At 64.9% G+C, this 21,809-nt stretch carries 21 protein-coding genes; 7 read left to right on the top strand and 14 right to left on the bottom strand.

The annotated features are described in order from the left end of the window. Positions 1-50 precede the first annotated feature (50 nt). A complete protein-coding gene (clpA, locus tag DEA8626_RS02375) occupies positions 51-2,375 on the top strand; it encodes an ATP-dependent Clp protease ATP-binding subunit ClpA (RefSeq protein WP_108853286.1) in 2,325 nt (774 codons plus the stop codon). A gap of 60 nt (positions 2,376-2,435) precedes the next feature. On the opposite strand, the gene DEA8626_RS02370 is transcribed toward clpA, so the two are convergent. From DEA8626_RS02370 to DEA8626_RS02355, 4 genes are all read right to left on the bottom strand, one after another. After that, on the bottom strand, positions 2,436-2,801 hold the full coding sequence (locus DEA8626_RS02370; RefSeq protein WP_245890717.1) for a nuclear transport factor 2 family protein: 366 nt from the start codon (positions 2,799-2,801) through the stop codon (positions 2,436-2,438). A gap of 45 nt (positions 2,802-2,846) precedes the next feature. Beyond that, positions 2,847-4,628: a peptidoglycan -binding protein gene (locus DEA8626_RS02365; RefSeq protein ID WP_108851457.1), complete on the bottom strand. Its 1,782-nt coding sequence runs from the start codon at positions 4,626-4,628 to the stop codon at positions 2,847-2,849. A gap of 3 nt (positions 4,629-4,631) precedes the next feature. Beyond that, positions 4,632-5,822 (bottom strand): biopolymer transporter ExbB, encoded by a 1,191-nt coding sequence (locus tag DEA8626_RS02360; RefSeq protein ID WP_108851456.1) that lies wholly within the window; start codon positions 5,820-5,822, stop codon positions 4,632-4,634. Positions 5,823-5,901: 79 nt separating this feature from the next. Continuing rightward, complete coding sequence (locus DEA8626_RS02355) at positions 5,902-6,432, bottom strand: gamma-glutamylcyclotransferase (RefSeq protein WP_108851455.1); 531 nt, start codon at positions 6,430-6,432, stop codon at positions 5,902-5,904. A 78-nt stretch (positions 6,433-6,510) separates the two neighbouring features. Here DEA8626_RS02355 and DEA8626_RS02350 point away from each other — a divergent pair, with 78 nt between their 5' ends. Then, the gene (locus tag DEA8626_RS02350) at positions 6,511-7,488 is read left to right on the top strand and encodes a DUF2125 domain-containing protein (protein ID WP_108851454.1); all 978 of its coding nucleotides are present in this window, start codon (positions 6,511-6,513) and stop codon (positions 7,486-7,488) included. Positions 7,489-7,506: 18 nt separating this feature from the next. Here the strand turns inward: DEA8626_RS02350 and DEA8626_RS02345 are convergent, their stop codons facing one another. From DEA8626_RS02345 to tmpA, 8 genes are all read right to left on the bottom strand, one after another. Beyond that, entirely contained in the window at positions 7,507-8,304 is a 798-nt protein-coding gene (locus DEA8626_RS02345) for an extensin-like domain-containing protein (protein WP_108851453.1), read from the bottom strand. After that, positions 8,301-9,224 (bottom strand): prephenate/arogenate dehydrogenase family protein, encoded by a 924-nt coding sequence (locus DEA8626_RS02340; protein WP_108851452.1) that lies wholly within the window; start codon positions 9,222-9,224, stop codon positions 8,301-8,303. The genes DEA8626_RS02345 and DEA8626_RS02340 overlap by 4 nt, the downstream gene beginning before the upstream one ends. Continuing rightward, complete coding sequence (gene hisC / locus DEA8626_RS02335; RefSeq protein ID WP_108851451.1) at positions 9,221-10,306, bottom strand: histidinol-phosphate transaminase; 1,086 nt, start codon at positions 10,304-10,306, stop codon at positions 9,221-9,223. Before hisC ends, DEA8626_RS02340 begins: the two co-directional genes overlap by 4 nt. A 66-nt stretch (positions 10,307-10,372) precedes the next feature. After that, a complete protein-coding gene (locus DEA8626_RS02330) occupies positions 10,373-11,581 on the bottom strand; it encodes a glycosyltransferase 87 family protein (protein WP_181366331.1) in 1,209 nt (402 codons plus the stop codon). A gap of 227 nt (positions 11,582-11,808) precedes the next feature. Then, positions 11,809-12,429 (bottom strand): 30S ribosomal protein S4, encoded by a 621-nt coding sequence (gene rpsD, locus DEA8626_RS02325; RefSeq protein ID WP_108851449.1) that lies wholly within the window; start codon positions 12,427-12,429, stop codon positions 11,809-11,811. Between the two features lie 196 nt (positions 12,430-12,625). Next, a complete protein-coding gene (locus tag DEA8626_RS02320) occupies positions 12,626-13,294 on the bottom strand; it encodes an ureidoglycolate lyase (RefSeq protein ID WP_108851448.1) in 669 nt (222 codons plus the stop codon). Beyond that, a complete protein-coding gene (gene tmpB, locus DEA8626_RS02315; protein ID WP_108851447.1) occupies positions 13,291-13,887 on the bottom strand; it encodes a (R)-1-hydroxy-2-trimethylaminoethylphosphonate oxygenase in 597 nt (198 codons plus the stop codon). The genes DEA8626_RS02320 and tmpB overlap by 4 nt, the downstream gene beginning before the upstream one ends. Next, positions 13,884-15,029, bottom strand: coding sequence for a 2-trimethylaminoethylphosphonate dioxygenase (gene tmpA / locus DEA8626_RS02310; RefSeq protein ID WP_108851446.1), 1,146 nt, complete (start codon positions 15,027-15,029; stop codon positions 13,884-13,886). The genes tmpB and tmpA overlap by 4 nt, the downstream gene beginning before the upstream one ends. Before the next feature lie 144 nt (positions 15,030-15,173). Here tmpA and DEA8626_RS02305 point away from each other — a divergent pair, with 144 nt between their 5' ends. The 4 genes from DEA8626_RS02305 (at position 15,174) to DEA8626_RS02290 (ending at position 17,925) form a co-directional block, all read left to right on the top strand. Next, positions 15,174-15,407, top strand: a complete 234-nt coding sequence (locus tag DEA8626_RS02305) for a helix-turn-helix domain-containing protein (RefSeq protein ID WP_108851445.1) — start codon at positions 15,174-15,176, stop codon at positions 15,405-15,407. Positions 15,408-15,610: 203 nt separating this feature from the next. Continuing rightward, positions 15,611-16,522, top strand: coding sequence for a LysR family transcriptional regulator (locus DEA8626_RS02300; protein WP_108851444.1), 912 nt, complete (start codon positions 15,611-15,613; stop codon positions 16,520-16,522). 117 nt (positions 16,523-16,639) lie between these two features. Further along, positions 16,640-17,074, top strand: coding sequence for a DoxX family protein (locus tag DEA8626_RS02295; protein ID WP_108851443.1), 435 nt, complete (start codon positions 16,640-16,642; stop codon positions 17,072-17,074). Positions 17,075-17,109: 35 nt separating this feature from the next. After that, positions 17,110-17,925, top strand: coding sequence for a VOC family protein (locus DEA8626_RS02290; protein WP_108851442.1), 816 nt, complete (start codon positions 17,110-17,112; stop codon positions 17,923-17,925). A 247-nt stretch (positions 17,926-18,172) separates the two neighbouring features. Here DEA8626_RS02290 and DEA8626_RS02285 read toward each other — a convergent pair whose 3' ends face one another. Continuing rightward, positions 18,173-19,396 carry a M20 family metallo-hydrolase gene (locus DEA8626_RS02285; RefSeq protein WP_108851441.1) on the bottom strand — a complete coding sequence of 408 codons (1,224 nt, stop codon included), beginning with the start codon at positions 19,394-19,396 and terminating at the stop codon, positions 18,173-18,175. Continuing rightward, positions 19,389-20,051 carry a DUF1028 domain-containing protein gene (locus DEA8626_RS02280; protein ID WP_108853285.1) on the bottom strand — a complete coding sequence of 221 codons (663 nt, stop codon included), beginning with the start codon at positions 20,049-20,051 and terminating at the stop codon, positions 19,389-19,391. The genes DEA8626_RS02285 and DEA8626_RS02280 overlap by 8 nt, the downstream gene beginning before the upstream one ends. A 101-nt stretch (positions 20,052-20,152) precedes the next feature. On the opposite strand from DEA8626_RS02280, the gene DEA8626_RS02275 reads away from it, so the two are divergent. After that, complete coding sequence (locus DEA8626_RS02275) at positions 20,153-21,730, top strand: ABC transporter substrate-binding protein (RefSeq protein ID WP_108851440.1); 1,578 nt, start codon at positions 20,153-20,155, stop codon at positions 21,728-21,730. Positions 21,731-21,809: the final 79 nt, after the last annotated feature.

The raw sequence follows: 21,809 nt of genomic DNA, 5'->3' as shown, positions 1-21,809 counted from the left end.
ATGTGGATGCGGGCCATGGCCTGAGCTGCCGGAAGGAAAGGAGCACGAACGTGCCGTCATTCTCGAACACGCTGGAACAGGCAATCCACTCGGCGCTGGCGCTTGCCAATGCGCGCCGCCACGAGCTTGCGACGCTTGAGCACCTGCTTCTCGCCCTCATCGATGAACCGGACGCGGCGAAAGTGATGCGCGCCTGCTCCGTCGATATCGAGGAACTGCGCAAGACGCTCGTCGAGTTCGTCGACGACGACCTGTCGACGCTGGTGACGGACGTCGACGGATCGGAAGCCGTTCCGACCGCCGCATTCCAGCGCGTCATCCAACGCGCAGCGATCCATGTGCAATCATCCGGCAGGACCGAGGTCACGGGCGCCAACGTGCTCGTCGCGATCTTCGCAGAACGGGAATCGAACGCGGCCTACTTCCTCCAAGAGCAAGACATGACGCGGTATGACGCGGTCAATTTTATCGCCCATGGCGTCGCCAAAGACCCGTCCTTCGGAGAAGCCCGCCCCGTCACCGGCGCGCAGGAGCAGGAAGAGAGCGCGGCGGCTCAGAGCGACGCCGACGCCAAGGAATCCGCGCTCGCAAAATACTGCGTCGACCTGAACGCCAAATCGCAGCGCGGAGACGTGGATCCGCTGATCGGGCGCGAGTCCGAAATCGAGCGCTGCATCCAAGTGCTCTGCCGCAGGCGGAAGAACAACCCGCTTCTCGTGGGCGATCCCGGTGTCGGCAAAACCGCCATCGCCGAGGGGCTGGCGCTGAAGATCACGCGCGGCGAGACGCCCGACGTGCTTAAGACCGCCACGATCTATTCGCTCGACATGGGCGCGCTTCTGGCGGGCACACGCTATCGTGGCGATTTCGAAGAACGGCTGAAGGCCGTCGTGAAGGAGCTCGAGGATCACCCGGACGCGATCCTCTTCATCGACGAGATCCATACGGTGATCGGCGCCGGCGCAACTTCGGGCGGCGCGATGGACGCCTCCAATCTCCTGAAACCAGCACTGCAGGGCGGCAGACTGCGCTGCATGGGCTCCACGACCTACAAGGAATTTCGCCAGCATTTCGAGAAAGACCGCGCGCTCAGCCGCCGGTTTCAGAAGATCGACGTGAACGAACCGACGGTCGACGACACGATCAAGATCCTCATGGGGCTGAAGCCGTACTTCGAAAAGCACCACGACTTGCGTTACACGCAGGACGCGATCAAGACCGCCGTCGAGCTGTCGGCGCGCTACATCCATGACCGGAAGCTGCCCGACAAGGCGATTGACGTGATCGACGAGGCCGGCGCGGCCCAGCATCTCGTGGCGGAATCGAAGCGCCGCAAGACGATCGGACCGAAGGAAATCGAGACCGTCGTGGCCAAGATTGCCCGCATCCCGCCGAAGAACGTCTCGAAGGACGATGCCGAAGTGCTGAAGGATCTCGAGAAGACGCTCAAGCGCGTGGTCTTCGGTCAGGAAAAGGCGATCGTGGCCCTTTCCTCGGCCATCAAGCTTGCGCGCGCCGGGCTGCGCGAACCCGAAAAACCCATCGGAAACTACCTGTTCGCCGGGCCCACGGGCGTCGGCAAGACCGAGGTTGCGAAGCAACTTGCCGACTCACTCGGCGTGGAACTGCTGCGTTTCGACATGTCGGAATACATGGAGAAGCACGCGGTCAGCCGCCTGATCGGCGCGCCTCCGGGCTATGTCGGCTTCGACCAGGGCGGGCTTTTGACCGATGGCGTCGACCAGCACCCACATTGCGTTCTGCTTCTTGACGAGATCGAGAAGGCGCACCCCGATGTCTACAACATCCTGTTGCAGGTCATGGATCACGGCAAGCTCACCGACCACAACGGTCGCCAGGTCGATTTCCGCAACGTCATCTTGATCATGACGTCGAACGCAGGCGCGTCGGAACTCGCAAAGTCCGCGATCGGCTTCGGCCGGGCGCGCCGCGAGGGCGAGGACACTGCCGCGATCGAGCGGACATTCACGCCGGAATTCCGCAATCGACTGGATGCGGTCATCTCCTTCGCACCGCTATCGCGCGAGGTGATCCTGCAGGTCGTGGACAAGTTTGTCCTTCAGCTCGAAGCACAGCTCATCGACCGCAACGTCCATATCGAACTCAGCCCCGAGGCCGGCGACTGGCTCGCCGAGAAAGGTTATGACGACAGGATGGGCGCCCGGCCGCTCGCCCGCGTGATCCAGGAGCATATCAAAAAGCCGCTTGCGGAAGAGCTGCTCTTCGGCCGGCTCACCAAAGGCGGTGTCGTGCATGTCAAGGTCAAGGACGACGCACTCGTTCTAAAGATTGAGGAGCCGCAGAAACCGCGGATCGCTGGCGGGTCGAAACCGCCCCTCTTGACGGCCGACTGAGTATCGCGACTTGAACGTAGGCGGCGCCCAAAGGGGCGCCGCTTGGCGTTTGCATCCATTTCAGGGAACTTGCATGCCCGTCGCGGGCGTGTCTTGGCTGAATAGGTTGATCCAGCCGTCGGGGACCCGTCGCCAGACGGAGCTTACGAACATCTCCTCCCGCTCATGCGACAACGTACGGGTGAATCGCGCGTGGTAGGCGAGAAGGACATGTTCGTCGCCAAAGCGCATCAGCCGCAAGTCGGTCAGTTCGTAGCTACGCACTTTCGGCCCGTCGGCGAGCTGCGCGACATGACCCGCCTTGTCGGAGAATCCGTCCGGATAGACGCCGAGAAATCCGTCATGGAGCGCGGCATCATCGGCTGTGGCATCGCCTGCAACGAGCGCATCCCAGACGTGCCGCTCGCACGCAAGGATCTCTCTCATGAGGTCATCCATCGCCGCGACACCGCCAGTGTTTCGGTTCCGCGCTCAACGCTCGGTCAGCTTCAGTTCGATCCGGCGGTTCTGCGCCAGAGCCTCGGGGCTGCTGCCTTCCACCACCGGGTGATACTCACCAAACCCCGTCGCGGCGAGGCGTTCGGGCGGGAAGCCCAACTCGTCCTGCATGTAGCGCACTACCGACAGGGCGCGTCCCTGGCTGAGCTCCCAGTTGTCGCGGAAGCGGCCGGAACCGAACAGCGGCACCGTATCGGTATGGCCGTCGACGCGGATGATCCAGTCGACCTCCGGCGGGATGGCGGCCGCAACTTCCTGAAGCGTCGCCACGACACCGGCGATCTGGCTGCGACCCTCGGGCAAGAGTTCGGCCGAGGCAGGCTGGAACAGCACCTCGGAGGAAAATACGAAGCGGTCGCCCACGACGCGCACACCCTCCCGCCCCGCAAGGACCTCAGAAAGGCGGGCGAAGAACTCCGACCGGTAGCGGGAAAGCTCCTTGGCCTCTTCTTCGAGCCGCCGCCGTTCCGCCTCCTCAAGTTCGGCCCGGCGGCGCTGCTCGGCGGCGACCTGGGCAAGAGCCGAGTTCAGCCGGCTTCCCAGCGCCTCGATCTGAACCTTCGCGTCCGCGTCGCGCGTCTCGGACGCGTCGAGCAGTTCCTGCAGAGAACCGAGCTGGCTGCGCAGCGCCAGGACCTGTTCGTTCAGGAGCGCCACCTTGCGCGCCGCCTCCGCGGATGCGGCTTTTTCCTGCGACAGCGCGGCGTTGGCAGCTGCCAGGAGCGCCTCTTGCCGCTCGGCTTCGGAAAGACGCGTCTCGACCTCGCTCTCGGCGGCGCGGCGCGCGGCCAGCGCGGTGGCCAGTTCCTGCGTCAGGCGGTCCCGGTCGGCCGCGTTGGCCTCGGCCTTCTCTACCGCCGCGCGGGCAGCTTCCAGTTCCGCCTCAGTCGCCGATTGCGCAAGTAGCGCGGCGGCGAGCCGGCTGTCCAGATCCTGGCTGGCGGTGCGCGCCGCGGCGAGCAGCGTCAGCGTCTCTTCCGCTTCGCGTCGTTTGTCCTCCAGCGCAAGCGTCATCGCAGTCAACTCGTCCTCGGCGCCCTTGAGCCGCTCGCGCAGCGCCTGCGCCGCGGCCGCTTCGGCCAGCCGCGCGGCCTCGGCCTCTGAAAGCGCGTCGGTCGTCTCGGAAAGCGCTGCCGCCGCTGCCTCTCCGCGCGCCCTGAGATCGGCGATCAGCGCCTGAAGCGCTTCGCGCCGGGCCGCGGCCAATCGGGCAGCTTCTTCCTGCGCATCGATTTCCTCGCGCGCTTGCGCGACGGCGAGATTGAGCGCCTCCTGCGCCGACAGCAGTTCCTCTCTTTCCTGGCTGAGCGACGCCGCCTCCCCGCGGGCAGCGTCGCGTTCGGCCAGCAAGGACGCGACCTGCGCCTCGAACTCGGTGATCCGCGCCTCGGCTGCCTCGGCCCGCTCGCTTTCGCCCTCGAGCCGCGAGGTCAGCGTGGTGATCAGCGCCGATTGACGATCCGCCTCGGATCGAGCCGCCGCCAGTCTCTCACCGAGTCCGGTCACTTCGGCGCCGAGTTCGGCCGACCGCGCGCGTTCAAGCCCAAGCGCATCGGCAAGCCCCGCGACCTGGTCCGCCAGAGCGGCAAGCTCGTCGTCCTGGGTATCGATCGTCTCTCGCAAGGTGAACTGGACGATCATGAAGATCGTCAGCACGAACGTCAGCACCATCAGAAGGGCCGTCATCGCATCGACGAAACCCGGCCAGATATTGCTGGAAAACCGTCCCGCACCCCTGCCCGACGAAAGCGCCATCGACTAGCCCCTCCGCGCCGGATCGCTTCGCGAAAGTGCACGTACCGCTCGCGTCAGCTCACCCAGATCGCCCCTGAGATCGGCCATGCTTTCCTGCCGCCCGGCCGCGACCTCTTCCAGAAGTTTCAGAAGCTGAACGTCGATCGAACGCAGTCGCATCCGGCTCTCCGCATCACCGCCATCGATTGGAACATCGCTGGCGTTCTTTTCCAGCACGGACAGTATCCGCTCCTGTCCGTCCGCGACGCGCGCGAGCGCTCCGCTGGCCCCCGCATCGGCTTCGAGCCGCCGCGTCAGCCCTTCCACAGCGCCGGCGAGCACCCCGAGCCGATCGTTCACCGTCGCCCGACCCGCCTCGGAACGCTGAAGGATCGTCTGAAGCGTCTCGACCTGCTCGGCCATGTGGTCGAGAACGCCCGCGACCGCATCCTGATCGAGCGCGCCTTCCCCCTCGCCGCCAGCGAAGGAAAGCCGCGTGAAGGAAGTCATCCACTCCTCGAGCTCGCGGTAGAACCGGTTCTGACCATGCCCGGCAAAGAGTTCGAGCAGCCCCACGACAAGCGACCCGGCAAGGCCGAGTAGCGAGGACGAGAACGCCGTGCCCATACCCCCTAGCTGCCGCTCCAGCCCCGTCATCAGCTTGTCGAACACCTGAAGGCCGCTTTCGCCGTCACTGGGCGCCAGGGCGCGGATCGTGTCGACGACGGCCGGAACTGTAATGGCGAGCCCGTAGAACGTGCCGAGCAGCCCGAGGAAGATCAAAAGGCTCGTGAGGTACCGCGTGATGTCTCGCGCCTCGTCGATACGGGTCGAGACGGATTCGAGGATCGATCGCGCCGACGACGACGATATCTGCTGTGCGCGCGGTCCGCGCGACCTGAGAAGTGACGCGAGCGGCGCAAGAAGCCGGGGCGGGATCGTCATCTCGTGGCCCGGACGATGGGCCGCGAACCCCTCGATCCAGCTTACGGATCGCATGAGCTGACCAACCTGAAAGAAGCAGGTCAGCACGCCCAGCAGGAAGACGGCGAGGATCACGCCATTCAGCCAGGGATTGGCGATGAAGATCGAGACGATCGGTGCGTAGGCGACATAGGCCCCCGCCCCAACCAGCGCCAAGACGAGCAGCATCAGCGTCACCTGGCGGACGGGCTGGGTGAAGATCGGCTCGGCCTCGCGCATGGCTTTGTCCATCGGGATCGCCATCCTGTCGTTACTTAATCGGGACAATAGGGGGCGTGGCGGCGGCTCACAAGCGCTAACGGGGCGGCCATCAGCCCACGCAGCGCAGCGCCCGAACGCGCTCGGCGAGCCAGTCGAGATCGGGGTCGGCGATGCCAAGTTCGTGCAGGTGGCTCGCGGTGTTCCACAGGTAATCTGCGTTGGGGCCCCGGCCGCCCACAGCGGTCGCGATGATCTGCGCCTGCTCCTCGAGCGGCAAGTCGCCGCAATACTGGACGTGATGTGGATCGATCACATAGGTGACCGCACCGACTTCGCGCCCGTCGGTCAGGGCAAGCGACTGCTCGGTCTCGAGATAGGCCGAGGAAATGAGTTCGCGCTCGCGCAGTGTTTCAAGGATGATGTCGGCCCTCTCCGACGCGACACGGAAGGCCACGCCATTGCAGGCCGCCCCCTCGGCCGCGTCTAGTGCCAGAACGAGACCCGGCTCTTCGGACGTGCCCCGGTGGTGGATGGAGCGCATGCAGAATGACCGGTGCCAGCCTGACAGCCGCGCGAGCGCTCGCTCCTCGAAAGCGAAGCCCGGCTCCCACATCAGCGAACCATAGCCAAAGACCCACATCTCATTCCGCCTCTTCCGCTGGTTTCCAACCCTCCGGCCCTATAAACAGCATCGCACGGCAACAGGAAAGGCCTCCCCATGCGCGCACTTCTCTGGCTGGTAGCGGTCGGCGCCCTTCTCTTCGGCGGCTACTGGTTTGTCGGTTCGCGCACTTTGCGCTCTGGCGTCGAAACCACGCTTGATGCGCTCGAATTCGAAGGGCTCGCGCGCCACGGCGAGCTGAGCCTGACCGGCTTTCCCGCGCGCTTCGACCTGACCGTGACCGAACCGGAATGGATTGGTCGCGACAGTGTGTTCGGCTGGCGCGCGCCGTGGATCAGGATCCATGCGCTTTCCTACCGCCCGCATCACGTGATCGCCGTCCTGCCCGAGGAACAGACCCTGCGGATCGGACGCGAGGAACTGACGCTCGCCACGCGTGACCTCAGCGCCAGCGCAGTGTTCGGGCTATCACCGGCGCTGCCGCTCGAGCGCGCGCAGACGGTGGGCGTGGCGCCCGTCCTGACTTCTCCGCGCGGCTGGGGCCTGTCGGGCACGGAACTGCGGCTTGCCATCCGCCGGGGCGAGGGCGATCTGGAGCACGAGGTCGGCGCCGAGTTGATCGCGCCTGAGTTGACTGGCGCACCTGTGCGGCTTCTCGGGGCGGGACTGCCCGCCAACGGCGAGCGGTTGCGGCTCGATGCCGTGTTCGGCCTCGACGAGCCGCTCGACCGCCACATCCTGAGCCGGGGCATCCGGATCCGTAGTGCGGACATTCGCGCGCTCGATCTCGACTGGGGAACCTTGGAGCTTCGCGGCACCGGCCAGATCGAACTCGACGCCCGCGGCACCCCCGAGGGTCGGATCGCGCTCAGCGTGCGTGATTGGCGCGCCGCGCTCGACGCCGCCATCGGGCTTGGCCTCGTCCGCGACGAAATCCGGCCTACACTGACGCGGGCGCTTGAAATTCTGGCGCTGACGAGTGGTCAGCCGGACGATCTTTCGCTGCCGCTCACTTTCCACAACGGATTCATGAGCCTCGGACCCGTCCCGCTCGGCCCGGCGCCGCACTTCTAGCACTCGGCGAGGCGACCGTCAGCGGCAATAGGCCCCCCGCCTGCGCGCCGTGTCCAGATGGAAGTGATCGTCGTGGTAGCGGTCCGATCCTGGGCCAAGCACCGTTTTGAACGGGCCGCAGGCGGCGCTTCGCATTGTCGAGAGCGCCTTGCCGTGCTTCTTGGAGCCCCAGCCGTTCTCAACCGTGACGACGCTGCCGTCGCCGAGAAGAACCGCCGAGATGTCGATGGCCCGCCCGCGCCCGTGCTCCGACACCTTCGCCCCTTTCACGTTATTGCGCGTCCTACAGGAATAGCTGGCGGCGACCCGAAGCGCGTGAACACCGCCGCGCTTTCGGTGGAATGCAGGTTTCACGCCACTCTCGATCCACGTCTTCAACGCCCGCGCGGTCCGGCAATCGACCGAGGCAGGTGTCGTGAGCGCAACACCGGCGACCGATATCACCATGACGCCGTCTGACAGCCCGCAGCCATCGAGTTTCGCCGGGATCGGCTGGATCGCATTGCCAACGATCTCGGGATCGCCGCAAAGCGCGACGCGGCCGCCTTTGGAATTGCCTGCTATCACCGCGCGCCGTCTTTCGGACGCGACGCGGAACAGCTTCTCGGGCCGTTCGGCCGGGCGCAGCGACGCGGCGATGGCGACGCGACCGGTTGAGCGTGCAGTCGCCTCGACGCGGTGCGCCGTGACCATAAGGTCCGGTCGGATCAGCGGTCGGGGTGAGCGGGCGGGCGCTTCGGCCACCGCCGCCTGCGCCATGACGCCAAGCGCGGCGAGGATAAAAGCCGCCACGCGGAGAGGCCGCCGCGCGCTCATGCGCCGTCCACCTTAGCGCGACCGAAATCTGGTGCCGCCGTATCCTGCCCTGCCTCGATGATGCTTCGGCGGATCGCTCGGGTTCGGGTGAAGTAGTCGAAGAGCTCATCCCCGTCACCCATGCGGATCGCACGCTGCAGCGCGAAGAGCTCTTCGGTGAAGCGGCCGAGGATGTCGAGCGTCGCCTCCTTGTTCGTGAGGAACACGTCGCGCCACATCGTCGGGTCCGACGCGGCAATCCGCGTGAAGTCGCGGAAACCGGCAGCGGAGTACTTGATGATCTCGCTTTCCGTCACGCGGCGCAGATGATCGGCCACACCCACCATCGTGTAGGCGATGAGGTGCGGTGTGTGGCTGGTGACGGCAAGGACGATATCGTGGTGGGCCGCGTCCATCTCCTCGACATTAGCGCCCATCCCCTCCCAGTAGTCGCGCAGGCGCGCGATGGCTTCGGGCGCGGCGCCGTTCGGGATGAGCAGGCAGAAGCGGTTGCGAAAAAGCGTGGCGAAACCTGAACGTGGACCCGAATGCTCCGTTCCCGCGAGCGGGTGGCCGGGGATAAAGTGGACCCCTTCGGGGATGTTGGGGGCGACCGCCTCGATCACCGCCTGCTTGACCGAGCCGACATCGGTGACGGTTGCGCCAGGTTTCAGATGCGGGCCGATCTCGGTGGCGACACCTTCCATCGCTCCGACGGGCACGGCGAGGACCACGAGGTCGGCATCGCGGACCGCTTCGGCGGCGCTCGCGAAGACTTCGTCGCAGAAACCAAGTTCCAGCGCGGAAGTGCGGGTTAACTCGGTCTTCGCGTGGCCGGTGACTGTCGTGGCAAGCCCCCATTTCTTCATGGCATGGCCCATCGAAGAGGCGATGAGGCCAAGCCCGATGAGGGCGACGCGTTCGTAGATCGGTGCCGTCATGACTGTCCCTTGAACTGGCCAATGGCATGGGCAACCCGCCGGCAGGCGGACTCGTCGCCGATCGTGATGCGCAGGCAGTTGGGCAGTCCGTAGCCCGCGACGCGGCGCACGATCAGGCCCTCGCGTTGCAGAAAGGTATCGCAGGCTGTCGCTTCGGCCTCGTCGGCGAAGCGGGCAAGGATGAAGTTTGCCGTGGAACAGTCTGAAGGAATGCCCTTTTCAGCCAGCGCTTCACCCAGCCAGGCGCGCAACCGGGCGTTTTCGTCGCGGCACCAGCCGACATGGGCCCGATCGCGCATTGCGGCCTCTGCGGCGGCGAGCTGTGCGACAGACAGATTGAAGGGTCCACGGATCCGGTTGAGCACATCAATGATTGGCTTCGGCCCGTATCCCCAGCCGATCCGGAGCCCGCCGAGCCCGTAGATCTTCGAAAACGTCCGCGTCATGAAGACGTTGGGCCGTACCGTGGCAAGTCCCGCGCCGCCGTCGTAGCCTTCGACATATTCGGCATAGGCGCCGTCGAGGACGAGGATCGCATGTTCCGGAAGGCCATCGGCGAGCCGGACGAGTTCCCCCTTGCCGATCATCGTGCCGGTTGGGTTGTTGGGGTTGGCGATGAAGACAAGCTTGGTTGACGGGCCACACGCGGCAAGGATCGAGTCCACATCGGTGGTGCGGTCACGTTCCCGGACCGACACGGGCGTCGCCCCGGCCGCAAGTGCGGAGATCCGGTACATCAGGAAACCATGTTCGGTAAAGACCACCTCGTCACTCGGGCCCGCGTAGGCCTGACACAGCAAGTGGATGATCTCATCCGAACCAACGCCGCAGATGACGCGCGAATGATCGAGACCGTGCACCTCGCCGATCGCCTCGCGCAAAGAGGAGTGATCGGTCGGCGGATAGCGGTGCAGGCTTTCGGCGGCGCGCTTGAACGCCTCTTTCGCGGCTGCGGACGGCCCGAACGGGTTCTCGTTCGACGACAGCTTCACGGCATCGGTGATGCCCGCCACATGTGCGGCGCCGCCCTGATAGAGCGCGATATCCATGATCCCGGGCATGGGGCGGATCGGATCGGTCATGGCGGCACCTCCGGAAACTCGCCGCTTATTAGCGGCGTGCCCCGATTATTGCCAGCGTGAACTCGGTCAGTCCGCTGTGCTGCGCCGGGTCAGGACGACGAGAAGCAGGATCAGCGCGCCCACGGTGGTGAATGTCGAGCCCGGGAAGAACGAGCTTGGATGCACGCCGCTCAGTGCAACGAAGATATCGGTCGGCTTCACGAAAACCGCGGCGGCGAGGACGGCGGCGGCGAGCCGTGGCCCCTGCGGGCCGATCACAGCGAGGACGCCGATGCCGAACAGCACGAAGTCGTACATGTGAAGCGGCGCGAAGGCGAGCAAGACAAGTATCTCTGCAACGACCAGGTCGGACGCCACGCGCCCCGCGTCCGCGCCTTCGCGCGGCCAGGCCGCGCGGACGCGCAATGCCACTGCTACCCCAACCGCCAGCGTGATGCCCATCGCCGGGATGTTGCCGATGTCGATCTGGCCAAATATCCAGACGAGATGCCTGATGCCGGTCATCGCCACCGCCATGTTGGCGAGCGTCACCCCGTCGTAGTCGCCGAGTGTGCCGAGCCAGTCGAGGACGACTGCCCCCTTCACCATCATCGGCGGCACGATCAAGAGAACGGAAACCAGCGCCGCCGTCAGGAGAATTCTGAATCCGGCTCGCCCGCTCATGATGAGACCGATCGCGACGGCGGCGCCGACCTGCGGCTTCATGAACACGAGGACGAGTCCCGCCACGGCAAGTCCGCGCCAGCTGCGCGCGAGGCCCGCAACCAGCATCGCTGTGCCGAGATAGACGAAGAGCGCGCTCTGACCGACATAGACCGCGAGATGTGTTGCCTCCAGCGCGGCGACCAGCATGAGGTGCAGGCAGAACAGAGCAAGCCGGGCGAGTCTTGGCCGCAAGGCCGCGCCTGGAATCATGGAGGCGGGTAGGCCCAAGGCGAGAACCGCGCTCGCGGCCAGGAGTGCGGCCAACTCGAAGACGAGCCAGATGTGCCACGCCGTGTTCAAGCTAAAGGGACTAAGACCGATCGCCGGCATCCAGAGATTAGGCGGATAGGGCCAAATTTCAGGGATATGGCCTTCTGTAATCAGTCGAGCGCCCGCTTCGGCGAAGATCGGGCCGTAAGGTGACACGCCATCGGCCCAAAGCTTCCCGGCGAGCCAGAAATAGCGGAAGTCGTAGCCAGGATCGCCCGCGCGCTCGATCGCCATTACGGCGACGAGCGCCAAGGACACAACCGAAAGCCAGGTCAGGACCAGCACTGCGAGCTGCTCCATGCGGTTGCCTCCGGCGGGCGCCGCGATCGCGAAAGACTGTCTGCTGGCCGGCACGTCTGTGTCCCCCCTGCATTCCTGGTCGGGCGGGAACATGGGTATGCATTTTGTCGATTTTATGGAGGCGTCCGCGCGCGTCGCGGAGCCGCCACGGCGCCGGGAACACGAAAGGGCCGCCGCGATTGCCCGCAGCGGCCCCGAATTGTTCCGTTCCGGCGGAAGCGTCGCGATCAGTTCTTCGCGTAGTATTCGACGACGAGATTGGGTTCCATCTGGACCGCATAGGGCACGTCGCCGAGCGCCGGCGTGCGCACGAAGGTGGCGGTCATCTTGGAATGGTCGGCCTCGATATAGTCGGGCACGTCACGCTCCGGCAGGCCAACGGCTTCGAGCACGATGGCGAGCTGACGCGACTTGTCGCGGATGGCGACCACGTCGCCTTCCTTCACGCGATAGGACGGAATGTTCACGCGCTGGCCGTTCACGGTCACATGACCGTGGTTCACGAACTGGCGGGCGGCAAACACCGTCGGCACGAACTTCGCGCGGTAAACGACGGCGTCGAGACGACGCTCCAAGAGACCGATCAGGTTCTCGCCCGTATCGCCCTTGACGCGCTCGGCCTCGGAATAGATGCGGCGGAACTGTTTTTCGGTCAGGTCGCCGTAGTGCCCCTTGAGCTTCTGCTTGGCGCGGAGCTGGGTGCCGAAGTCGCTGAGCTTGCCCTTGCGACGCTGGCCATGCTGGCCGGGGCCGTATTCGCGGCGGTTGACCGGGGATTTCGGACGGCCCCAGATGTTCTCGCCCATCCGGCGGTCGAGCTTGTACTTGGCAGAGGTGCGTTTGGTCACCGCTGATCTCCTTCTCATTACGCCGCCCTAGGGCGGCTATGAAGGGCGTTGTCCTCTTCCCTTGCGGGCGACAGGCTTCCCCTCGCGGGGGCCACCAACACCAAATGAATGACCCGGGCGCTTCGTCCCGGGACGGGCGGCTTATACAGCGCAGGCGCCGGGAGTCAATGCCCCTGCCCCGCCTCATATCGGCCCGTCAGAGGTCCTTGATCCGGTCCGCCCTGAGCGGACAGGCGAGGTAGACCCCGAACTCCTTTCCGATATCGGCGCTGACGCGGGCATGAACCCGCCCCTGCCGGTCGAGGAAACGCTGCTCGTCCTCGACCGGGAAGATGCCTTCGTGCCAGATGCCGGGATGGATGTAGAGCCCGCGCGTGCCGTCACACCAGAACGCCACGACCTTGTCGGGCGCCAGGTTGTCGCCGGGAAGCGCCGCGGGGATGATGAAAGGGCTGGCGTCGAGCGGATAGAAGAGCTGCCCGCCGTCGGGGTGATAGTTCATGTGCCACAAGAGGACCTGATCGCGTGGCACCGATTGCGCTTCCGCCGATGCGCGCTGCGGATCGGTCGACCAACCGAGCACGTAGTGTCCCTTCACCGCATCGTTGACGCCGTAAAGCACATCGCCCTTCCACGTCCCGGCGAACGTCCCCTCGACCCAGCCGCCCTCGTCGCCCGTGCCCTCGTCGATGGGCCGCCAACCCTGCGCTGGCCAGCGGACGATTTCGATCTCGAACGTGTCCGGGTCGTCCACCAGGCAACCATACCCCTTCATGGTCTCCTCTGTGGCGCGGATGAGCGGCACCTCGTGCCAGGGCAGCGAGGGTTTCGATGCGGCGTCGAAGATGTATTCCGGCCGGTTCATGGCGTGCCCCTGCAATGCCTGTCCACGATCCGCTGCACCATCGGCGCGAAATGCGCGAAGGGCGGCGTCTTCATATCCGCGCGCTTGCCCGCGTCGTCGAGGTAGCGAACCTGGACGATCTGCTTCAGGTTCGGGTTCTTCTCGAACGCCGTAACTTCGTCGGCGCTCATCGGCCCGCCCTGCAGATTCAGCGAATGGACCGAGGCTTCGGACAGCCGGTCGAAATAGTCCGGCTTGGTCGCGCAGAGATAACGCTTGGCCGCGACATGGTAGCGGACGCAGTCGGTGATGACCGAGGGAAAGAAGGCGGCCAGCACCTCCGCGCCCGCCTCCTCGTGATGGCGGTCCTCTGTGTCGTCCATGCTGAACGTCCCGAATTCCGAAGTGAAATGGCCGACATCGTGCAGCAGCGCACCGACGATAATCTCGTCGGTCATCCCGTTTTGCTCGGCCATGGCCGCGCCTTGCAGCATGTGCTCGGCCATCGTCACCGGCTCGCCCAGATATTCCTCGCCGCCCCTGCGCTCGAAGATGTCCTCAAGGAAAGCCACAATGTTGTCCGGCGTGAGCGTCGAGAAGTCCGGCATCGTCATTCGGCGGCCTCCCTTGACCCGCCGCCAAGGGCAGCCAACTTCGACAAGATGCCGTCCTTGTCCGCATAACATCCCTGAAGCCAACGCGTGCCCATTCCGGAATAGGCCTTGCGGGCATGAAGCACGCGTGTGTTGTCCACCACGAAGCATTCTCCGGGATTGAGGCGGAACGTCACCTCCATAGCCGGGTCGTCGATGATTTCGCCGAAGCGCCGGTACGCGGCGTAGTAGGTCTCCATCGCATCGAACGGCACATCGGTTATCGCGGCGGTCGAGCGGTTGTTGAACCTGACCGCAACCAACTCTCCGTCCGGCGCAAGCTCGATCATTGGCCGGCGCGATCGGAGGACGACACCATCGGAGCCCGCATACTCAAACCGGGCGCAATGGCGCGTCAGCACATCAAACCACTCGGGACTTTCCTCGCGAAGCCGCTCGGCCGCCCGATAGCCGTCGACCACCATGTTCTCGCCCCCAGCCGCCGAGCTTTCGAGGCAGTAGAGCACCTGCACCGTCGGCACCGGATCGCGATAGGGGTTGTCGGTATGCGCCTGAAGGCCGAGGCCGGTATAGGCGAGGTTCGTCGGGTTGACCTCGGTGCGGACCTCGAAGTGACGGCCGTAATTCGTCTCTCGGACATAGCCGAACAGTTCGACGACCTCGAAGAGCGCGCCGTCCTTCGCGGGCCCGCTCACGAGTTTGCCGAACCCGTAGCGCGCGACCTGATCGAGCCAATCGCGCAGGGCGGCCGAATCGGACCTCACGACACCAAAATCCGACGCGGGAACGCGGTTTACGAAACCGCTGTCCCATGTCTCGATCTCAGGCGCTGTCCATCCCGCGACGCGCGGGGCGACGCGGTCGTAGGCATGCGCGATAAGCCAGGGGATGTCATACTCGATCACCTTGTGCTCCGGCACGAAGGTCAGGCGCAGCACCTGCCCCGAGACCTGAGCCGAGGTGATAGTCGTTTCGGCCGGGATATCGCGCAATGCGATCAGCCTCTGGCCGTTTCCCGGTGCGCGCGTCTCGGGGTCCCACGCATTGTCGCGCAGCCAGACTGCATGGAACCGCCGGGCCGCGTTTCCACCGGGCGAGAGGGCGAGCGTGCGCCCGCTTGGATCGAGTGTCACCTCGTACATTCGGTAGCCCTTTCTTGGCAGCGAATGGCGTTTCTGATCTCACTTTCTCCAATGTCGCGCACAAACACAATTCATCATCTATTGACCTGAGATACGGTTCCGCTTGCGCCGCCCAGCGGATTCGACGCCCTGCCGCTGAAATGGATGCGCGTCTTCGAGGCTACCGGATTTACCGGGGGCTTCGCCGCCCGGCCGCGCGAATCGGGGTTGTTTCCAGCCGCGTTCAGTCGGCACTTCGACAGTCTGGAAGCCGGCATCGGAACGCGGCTTTTCACCCGGCACGTTCGCAGCGTTTTGCTGACGGTCAATGGCGACGCGTGGTTGCATTGCGTGACGAATGCGCTTGGTGTGCTGCGCCAGAGTTCGAACGAGATGTAAGGCGTCCATCACCGCAAGATCGTGATCTTGGGATAACGGCGGGCGCCGACGCAGTCTCGATTCGGCGGCGGGACGTGCTGACGAAGCATTCTGCGACTGCGGCCTGACGTGTTTCAAGGTTGCGGAAGACAGGTGCAATTGCATCGAAAACGGTGGCAATATGGAACGTGATTTAATCATCCTGTCCAAATGGGAAGCAAATCATGGACCGCCTCGCCTGCGACCGCATGTTCATCGCGGTCATGGAAACCGGTAGCTTCACCGCCGCAGCCGAGCGGCACGGGACGAGTTCGGGCCAGGCCTCGAAGCTGGTGTCGCGGCTCGAGAGCGAACTCGCAGTGCGGCTCCTGAACCGAACCACCCGCGCGGTGTCACCCACCGAGATTGGGAAGGCCTATTTCGAGCAGATCCGTCACCTGATCGACGAGTTCGATAATCTCGATCAGAGCGTCCGCGATGCCGCCCAGACACCGCGCGGTCGGGTACGCCTGACGGCGCCCCTGACCTTCGGCACTGTGCAACTCGCCAGCGCGCTCAACGATTTCGCACGCCGCTATCCCGAGATCTCGCTCGACGTCTCCTTTTCCGACCGGATTGCGAACCTCGTCGACGAAGGTTTCGACGCTGCGATCAGGGTAGGCCCACCGGGAGATATGTCACTTATCGCGCGCAAGCTCTGCGAGGCGCACGCGGCTGTCGTCGCCACGCCGGACTATCTGCGCGAGAGGGGGACGCCGGTCAGGCCAGAGGATTTGGCAAACCACGACTGCATCATCGATACCAACTTTCGGGGCCGAAACAACTGGCCGTTCACGTCCGCGGGCCAACAGATCTCTGTCGCGGTCAAGGGGCGGCTGCACTACTCGAATGCCGAAGCCTGCCTCAGCGCCGCCGAAGCCGGGCTCGGCGTTGCGCAATTGCCTGACTTTGTCGCGGCGAAGAGCATCGTTGAAGGGCGCACGGTACGGCTGTTGCGCGTCTATGAGCCTCCCCCGTTCTGGATCTATGCGCTCTATCCGCCGGGTCGGCATCTCGCGGCGAAGGTCCGCGTTCTCGTGGATTTCATGGCCAAGCGGTTCAAGAAGGGCGGAGGATGGGGAATTCCGGACACATGATTGCTTCCCATTTGGATGCGATCTACTTCCTCTGAATGGGATTTTTATTCAATCGGAATGGCTTCATGTTCCACGCATCCGCCATTTCGGCGCGAACAAGATGCAAAGGAAAGACCCATGACCACGTATGACACAGTAACGACCCAACGCCTCGCCGCCAGCAATGCCGACTACGCCGCGCTGGTCCTGCGCGTCACTATGGGCATCTACTTTCTCGCCCACGTGTGGCTGAAGATCGCCGTTTACACGCCGGCCGGCACCGCTGGGTACTTCGACTCGATCGGCCTGCCAGGTTTTCTCGCCTACCTGACGATCGCGGCCGAGCTTTTCGGCGGCCTCGCCCTCATCGCGGGTGTTTTCACCCGTTGGGTGTCACTCGCGCTTGTCCCGGTGCTTGTCGGCGCGGCCTGGTTCGGCCATGGTTCGGCGGGCTTCTTCTTCTCGAACCCTAACGGCGGCTGGGAATTCCCTGCCTTCTGGGCCGTCACACTGATTGGTCAGGCGCTGCTCGGTGACGGCGCCTACGCCCTTCACAAGGCGCGGGCCCGCTAATCCAGCCCGCGTCACCAAACCGAGCGAGGCTCCAGATGCACACCAGCACCGCCCCCGTCGAGATCGGCCGTGTCGCGCTGACCGTCAACGACATCGCGACCGTCGCAGCGTTCTACGAGACGCTTCTAGGCCTCGACGCGCTGTCCTCGGACGGCGAACTCCGAACCCTCGGCGCGGGCGGGCGAACGCTCCTGGAGCTTCGCTCTGACCCCGCCGCGCGGCGCGCTTCCCCGCGCGAGGCGGGTCTGTTCCACACCGCCTTCCTCCTGCCCGCTCGCTCCGATCTCGCCGCTTGGCTGCACCATGCCTCGGCTGAAGGTTTGCCGGTCACCGGCGCATCCGACCACGGCGTCAGCGAGGCGATCTACCTCACCGACCCCGAGGGCAACGGAATCGAGATCTACCGCGACCGCCCGCGCGACGAGTGGCCGCGCAAGGGCCGCGAGATTGCGATGGTGACCGAGCCGCTCGACGTCCAGAGCCTGGCCGCCGCCGCCACGGCTTCGTGGCACGGAGCGCCGGAAGGAACCGTGGTCGGCCATGTCCATCTGCAAGTCGGCTCCCTGCCCGAGGCAGAGGCTTTCTATACTGGCACGCTCGGCCTGAACCTCACGCAGCACTACGCCGGTGCCGCCTTTTACGGCTCAGGCGGCTATCACCACCATCTGGCCACCAATATCTGGAACAGTCGCGGTGCCGGACCACGCAGCGACCCTGCTACCGGTCTTGCCGAGGTGGAACTTCTGGCGGCACCGGAAGCCCACGATTCAATCGTCAACCGTAATGCGGGAAGGTTGCAGGTGGCCGATCCATGGGGCATCCAGTTCGCGCTGACGCGCAAGGATGGGTAGAGTTCTCTCAGGGCTTTCACACAGCTCAGACTGCCGCTTTGCGCTATCCCGTTTCCGACGTTCGTGAGCGGCGCGGCAAGGTCAGACCGTTGATGCCCGCAAGTCGCTACTGGCCTCTCCACTCTTCGGATTCGCAAATGTCCGCGGTCCGCACTTTGCGATATAGCTGCTCGCTGATCTCTTGAGGGTTGCCCTCGATCTGGGGGCACGCCACGTCTGTGCCGCCAGACACGTTCCGGCCTCCACCTCAGATCCGCGCGATTTGCTGAAGCAAGCCTGCCAGGGCGTCAATGGCATATCCTAGATCCTGCGGTGATGCGAATTCTTGCGGCGAGTGGCTCACCCCTCCGCGGCACCGCACGAAGAGCATCGCGATTGGGCAAAGATCCGCCATGGCCGAAGCGTCGTGGGTGGCACCCGAAGGAAGCCGTATCGGGTCTTCGCCGAGATTTGACACTGCTTGGGCGAGTAGCGAGGCGAGGCGGGCGTCACAGGGCTGCGCCGGCTGCGCGTAGGTGCGCTCGGCGCGTATTTGCAGCCCGATATCAGACGCCACCTTTTCTGCGCAGGCGTGGATGTGCAGTCCGGCATCGGACCTGATCCCGTCGCTCGGCGAGCGTAGCTCAACCGTCATTCGGACCTCGCGCGGCACGGCGTTCACGCCATTCGGCGAGACATGAAGCTCGCCAACGGTCGCCCGCAGATCCTTGGTCGCGCTGGCGAGACGGTGGGTTTCCGTCACGAGCGCCGCAGCGCCGACGAGCGCATCCCGTCGCGATGCCATGGGCAGGGTACCGGCGTGGCCGGCCTCCCCGACAAGGGCAATCTGATGCCGTTCTATCCCGCAGATCGCGGTGACGATACCGAGCGGCGCGCCACATTCCTCGAGCACCGGGCCCTGCTCGATATGGGTTTCGAGGAAACCGATCGCATCCTCGTTCTGCCTTCTGGTGTCGGCGATCCGCTCCGGGTCGAGACCGAAAGCTTCGATAGCCGCGCGCAGGGTCACGCCATCCTTGTCCTCCATAGCGAGAACCGCGGGATCGAAGGTACCGGCAATGGCGCGCGGTCCGATCAGGGCGGTTGGCCACCGAACACCTTCCTCGTCGGCGAAAGCCAGTATTTCGACTGAGACCGGCGGCAGCGCTTCCGCCTCTTTCAGACGGCGCATCGCCAAGACTGGCAGGACGACACCCATGATCCCGTCATAGGCGCCGCCCTCACGTACGCTGTCCTGGTGCGATCCGAGGTAGAAGGTCCCGGACCCCCTCCGCCCTTCATGACGTCCTACAAGCGTGCCGGCATCGTCGAGACGGGCGCGCAGCCCCGCCTCTTCCATCCATTCCTGCAAGAGCGCAATGGCCGCACGGTGTTCGCACGTGAATGGGAGCCGTGTAACGCCCGGGCCCGCCTCGGAAATCTGTGCGATCTCATCCAGCCGGTCAGCGGCCAACCGCCCCCAGTCAGTCAAGGATCCGTTCCGGATCGTTGAGTGTAGGCACTTGCAGGCTCCATTCGTGGTAGTCGCCACTCGTGGCCTTCTCGTAAAGGCGTGCGAGATCGGATAGCGGCGCCTGGCTGTAGTCGATGCGCAGGCTAAGAGGCGCGCGGTCCGAGGAAAGCACAAGCAACGCGGCCGACATCAACCCGCGGCAATCTCCACCGGCTGCTTCACCGGCCTTCAGCGCCGCGAGAAGCCGCCGGGCGATCGTGCCGTCTGCGCCGAGATAACCTGCCGCAACGGCGTCGAGAACGGTTTCTGCGGTCAGTAGGTTGCCCGCAACCACACCCCCGTCGAACATCCTTGCGCCCATTGCGGGAGTGTTTTCGGCACCGGTGAAGGCGGCTGCCTGGCCATCTGGCGCCAGCGCGGCCAGTTGCCGGTGATCGCGGCCTCCGTCCGGCCTCACCACGGTGTCTACCGCCTCTTGCGTTGTGCGGCCGGCCATCATCGCGGCCAGCACGGCTTCTCCCCAAAGCGTGCTCGGTGCTGCGCCTTGGCTCGCGGATAGTCCGGCGCGCGGATCGCCCCGGAGAACCCAGCCGCCGACACACAGACTTCCGGTCGCAGCAGCTCCGCCGAGTTCCCCGGTTTCGGGATCGCGCGCAAGAATCGAAAAGGTCATGATCGGTCCCGGTTCATATTCTTGCTTATTTATCATGAAAAATTGACCAATGCAATTTATCATGATAAATATGACGTAGTGCCAATATGGGAGGAGGCTCAATGAAACTGTTGAACTGGACGCGCCGCGGGCTCCTAGCCGCGGCCGGAATCGCGCTGGGTCTCGGCGTGGCGCTGCCACCCGCAAGCGCGCAGACGCCGCCCGGCGTCCTGATCGTCGGTCAGATTGCAGAGCCGAAATCGCTCGACCCGGCAGCCGTGACCGCCGTGAACGACTTTCGCATTCTCGTGAATCTATATGAGGGTCTGGTCCGCTATAAGTCCGGCACGTTGGAGGTCGAGCCGGGCCTCGCTACTGACTGGACGATCAGCGAGGACGGGACCGAATACACCTTCAGCCTGCGGGAAGGCGTCACGTTCCACGATGGCACGCCCTTAAACGCCGAGGCGGTCAAGTTCAACTTCGACCGGATGCTCGACGAATCGCATCCCTTCCACGATACCGGCCCCTTCCCGCTCGCTTTCTTCTTCGGCGCGGTCGAGAAGACCGAGGCGGTCGATGATCTGACGGTGAAGTTCACGCTGAACGCACCCTACGCGCCGTTCCTGTCGAACCTCGCCTATCCGACCGGCCTGATCGTCTCGCCCGCCGCCGTGGAAGCGCATGGCGCCGAATTCGGGCGCAATCCGTCCGGCACGGGGCCGTTCATATTCGCCGAATGGCGCTCAAACGAGGCCGTCGTCATCGAGCGCAACCCGGACTACTGGGGTGATCCCGCGGGGACCGAGGCGGTCGTCTTCCGGCCGATCACCGACGCCAATACCCGCGTGGCCGAGATGCTCGCGGGCGGCATCGACATGATGGTCGAGGTGCCGCCGACCGCGCTGTCGCAGTTCGAGGGCGATGCGTTCAACATCGTCGAACAGGCTGGCCCGCACTTGTGGTTCCTGATCCTGAACGCCAAAGAAGGTCCGTTCGCCGACCAGCGCGTGCGCCAGGCCGCGAACTACGCGATCAACAAGGAGGCGATCGTCAACGACGTGCTGGAAGGCACGGCCGATGTGGCCGCCGGCCCAACGCCGCCGGCTTTCGCCTGGGCCTATAACAGCGAGCTCGACCCCTACCCCTACGATCCGGAAAAGGCCAAGGCGCTTCTGGCCGAGGCTGGCGCGGAAGGCGCGTCGCTGACCTTCTACGTGACCGAAGGCGGTTCGGGGATGCTGGACCCTGTGCCGATGGGCACGGCGATCCAGGCCGATCTGGCGGCGGTGGGGCTCGACGTGAAGATCGAGACCTATGAGTGGAACACCTTCCTCGGCGAAGTGAACCCGGGCCTCGAAGGCAAGGCCGACATGGCGGAGATGGCCTGGATGACGAACGATCCCGACACCCTGCCCTACCTTGCGCTCAGGACCGAGGCCTGGCCGGACAAGGGCGGCTTCAACTCGGGATACTATTCGAACCCGCAGGTCGACGAGCTTCTGGAGGCCGCGCGGACCGCGACCGACCAGGAGGAGCGCGCGCGGCTCTACCGCGAGATGCAGGCGATCGTGCAGGAGGATGCACCCTGGGTCTTTATCGCCAACTGGAAGCAGAATGCGGTCACGAATGACCGGGTCGAGAACTTCCAGCTTGAGCCGTCCTTCCTGCTGCATCTGCAGGAGGTCGTGAAGAACTGACGGTTTCGGCCCGCTCACGCGGGCCGACCCGCCGGGTTGCGCCGCCCCGCCCGGGACCCCCCGGAGGATTTCTCAAACG

The organism is Defluviimonas aquaemixtae (genome assembly GCF_900302475.1).
Taxonomy (GTDB): domain Bacteria; phylum Pseudomonadota; class Alphaproteobacteria; order Rhodobacterales; family Rhodobacteraceae; genus Albidovulum; species Albidovulum aquaemixtae.
Note: the sequence above shows the minus strand (reverse complement) of the source record. Positions and strands in the feature narration are given on the sequence as shown.

Coding starts and splice junctions, on each gene's coding strand:
- hisC (WP_108851451.1), bottom strand. CDS start 10,306: ATGACCGATCCGATCCGCCCCATGCCCGGGATCATGGATATCGCGCTC.
- DEA8626_RS02370 (WP_245890717.1), bottom strand. CDS start 2,801: ATGAGAGAGATCCTTGCGTGCGAGCGGCACGTCTGGGATGCGCTCGTT.
- DEA8626_RS02290 (WP_108851442.1), top strand. CDS start 17,110: ATGCACACCAGCACCGCCCCCGTCGAGATCGGCCGTGTCGCGCTGACC.
- DEA8626_RS02350 (WP_108851454.1), top strand. CDS start 6,511: ATGCGCGCACTTCTCTGGCTGGTAGCGGTCGGCGCCCTTCTCTTCGGC.
- DEA8626_RS02345 (WP_108851453.1), bottom strand. CDS start 8,304: ATGAGCGCGCGGCGGCCTCTCCGCGTGGCGGCTTTTATCCTCGCCGCG.
- DEA8626_RS02295 (WP_108851443.1), top strand. CDS start 16,640: ATGACCACGTATGACACAGTAACGACCCAACGCCTCGCCGCCAGCAAT.
- DEA8626_RS02330 (WP_181366331.1), bottom strand. CDS start 11,581: ATGGAGCAGCTCGCAGTGCTGGTCCTGACCTGGCTTTCGGTTGTGTCC.
- tmpA (WP_108851446.1), bottom strand. CDS start 15,029: ATGTACGAGGTGACACTCGATCCAAGCGGGCGCACGCTCGCCCTCTCG.
- DEA8626_RS02275 (WP_108851440.1), top strand. CDS start 20,153: ATGAAACTGTTGAACTGGACGCGCCGCGGGCTCCTAGCCGCGGCCGGA.
- DEA8626_RS02355 (WP_108851455.1), bottom strand. CDS start 6,432: ATGTGGGTCTTTGGCTATGGTTCGCTGATGTGGGAGCCGGGCTTCGCT.
- DEA8626_RS02360 (WP_108851456.1), bottom strand. CDS start 5,822: ATGGACAAAGCCATGCGCGAGGCCGAGCCGATCTTCACCCAGCCCGTC.
- tmpB (WP_108851447.1), bottom strand. CDS start 13,887: ATGACGATGCCGGACTTCTCGACGCTCACGCCGGACAACATTGTGGCT.
- DEA8626_RS02305 (WP_108851445.1), top strand. CDS start 15,174: ATGCGCGTCTTCGAGGCTACCGGATTTACCGGGGGCTTCGCCGCCCGG.
- DEA8626_RS02280 (WP_108853285.1), bottom strand. CDS start 20,051: ATGACCTTTTCGATTCTTGCGCGCGATCCCGAAACCGGGGAACTCGGC.
- DEA8626_RS02340 (WP_108851452.1), bottom strand. CDS start 9,224: ATGACGGCACCGATCTACGAACGCGTCGCCCTCATCGGGCTTGGCCTC.
- DEA8626_RS02365 (WP_108851457.1), bottom strand. CDS start 4,628: ATGGCGCTTTCGTCGGGCAGGGGTGCGGGACGGTTTTCCAGCAATATC.
- DEA8626_RS02300 (WP_108851444.1), top strand. CDS start 15,611: ATGGACCGCCTCGCCTGCGACCGCATGTTCATCGCGGTCATGGAAACC.
- DEA8626_RS02320 (WP_108851448.1), bottom strand. CDS start 13,294: ATGAACCGGCCGGAATACATCTTCGACGCCGCATCGAAACCCTCGCTG.